Origin of the sequence: Dietzia sp. SLG310A2-38A2, assembly GCF_014145095.1 — a bacterium.
In the GTDB taxonomy this organism is placed as follows: Bacteria; Actinomycetota; Actinomycetes; order Mycobacteriales; family Mycobacteriaceae; genus Dietzia.
Genome location: NZ_JAALDX010000076.1, coordinates 1 through 1,849, shown reverse-complemented (window position 1 = coordinate 1,849; position 1,849 = coordinate 1). Strand labels below are relative to the sequence as shown.

The 1,849-nt window shown below is 69.0% G+C and carries 1 protein-coding gene; it reads right to left on the bottom strand.

Going from position 1 to position 1,849, the window contains the following annotated elements:
• Positions 1–1,768 (bottom strand): DEAD/DEAH box helicase (locus G6027_RS03190; RefSeq protein WP_182635346.1); only part of this gene is annotated, 1,768 nt, incomplete at its 3' end.
• Between the last annotated feature and the right edge of the window lie 81 nt (positions 1,769–1,849).

Genomic DNA, 1,849 nt, shown 5'->3' with positions numbered 1-1,849 from the left:
GCCGGAACCCTCCACCGCGGTCGTCACGACGCTCGCCGCGACGGTCGTCGTCCCGACCACCGCGGTCGCCACCGCGGGGACGGCCACCACGGTCGTCCCTACCCGCGGACGGGCGACCGGCGGGCGGACCGGAGTCCGGTCGGATATCGATCTCCGAACCGGCAACCCGGATCCCGCGCATCGATTCGATCTGATCCCGGGACAGACCCGCCGGGAGCTCGACGATCGAGTGGTCGAACCGGATCGAGATGCGTCCGATGTCGCCGCCACTGAGCCCGGCCTCATTGGCCAGGGCGCCCATGATGGATCCCGGCTTGACGTTGTTCCGCTTGCCGACAGCGATCCGGTACTGGGCCATGTCCTTGCCCGTCCGCGAGGGACGGGGGCCGTCCGAGAAATCGCGGCCCGGCCGCTCGCGCCGGTCGTCCCGGCGGGTGTCGCGCGGGTTGTCCTGCCGTTCACGTCGGGCGGGACGCTCCGGCTCGCGCATGAGGAAGTCGGCGGAATTTCGGGACTGCGTGGCGAGAGCGGCGGCGATATCCGCCATCGAGACGGAGTGCTCGTTGGCGTACTCCTCCACCAGCCGGCGGAACATCGCCAGGTTCGGATCATCGAGGCTCTCGGTGATCGACTGCCCGAACTTGGCCATCCGCATCTCGTTGACATCATCCACGCTCGGGAGCTGGATCTCTGTCAGCGGCTGCCTGGTGGCCCGCTCGATCTGGGAGAGCATGCGACGCTCCCGCGGTGTGACGAACAGCAGCGCCTGACCACTGCGGCCGGCGCGGCCCGTACGGCCGATCCGGTGCACGTACGACTCGGTGTCGTGCGGGATGTCGTAGTTGACCACGTGACTGATCCGCGACACGTCGAGTCCACGGGCGGCCACGTCCGTGGCCACGAGGATGTCGGTCCGGCCGTCCTTGAGCGCCTCGATGGTCCGCTCACGCAGGTTCTGCGGGATGTCGCCGTTGATCGGTGCGGCGGAGAACCCGCGCGCCCGAAGCTTCTCCGCGAGTTCCTCCGTGGCCGACTTGGTCCGGACGAACAGGATCATCGCGTCGAAATCCTCGACCTCGAAGATCCTCGTCAGGGCGTCGAGTTTGTCCCGGTGATTGACCAGGACGTAGCGCTGATGGATGTTCGGGGCGGTGGAAGTCTTGGACGCGACCTTCACCTCCGCCGGCTCGGTGAGGTACTTCTGCGAGATGCGTCGGATGGCGGAGGGCATGGTCGCCGAGAACAGGGCGACCTGCGTGGTCTCCGGCGTGTCGGAGAGGATCCGCTCGACGTCTTCCTGGAATCCCATCGCCAGCATCTCGTCGGCCTCGTCGAGGACCAGGTGTCGCAGGCCCGAGAGATCGAGGGTGCCCTTCTTGAGGTGGTCGATGACGCGGCCCGGGGTACCGACGATGATCTGCGCACCGCGCCGCAGGCCGGACAGCTGGATGCCGTAGGCCTGACCTCCGTAGATGGGAAGCACGTTCACCTGCGGCATGTTGGCCGAATAGGTGATGCAGGCCTCCGCGACCTGGAGCGCGAGCTCCCGGGTGGGCGCGAGAACGAGCGCCTGCGGGCTCTTCACCGCCGGGTCGATGAGCGAGAGGATCGGCAGGGCGAAGGCCGCGGTCTTGCCGGTGCCCGTCTGCGCCAGCCCCACGACATCACGGCCCGCCATCACCAGCGGGATGATGGCGGCCTGGATGGCGGAGGGGGCCTCGTACCCGACGTCCTGGACAGCCTGGGCGACGGCCGGGGCCAGCCCCATGTCGGCGAACGTGACGGCGCCACCATCCTTGTCGTCCGCGGCGGGCGCGCGATCCGCCGACGCGCCCCTGCTGGGCGCGCG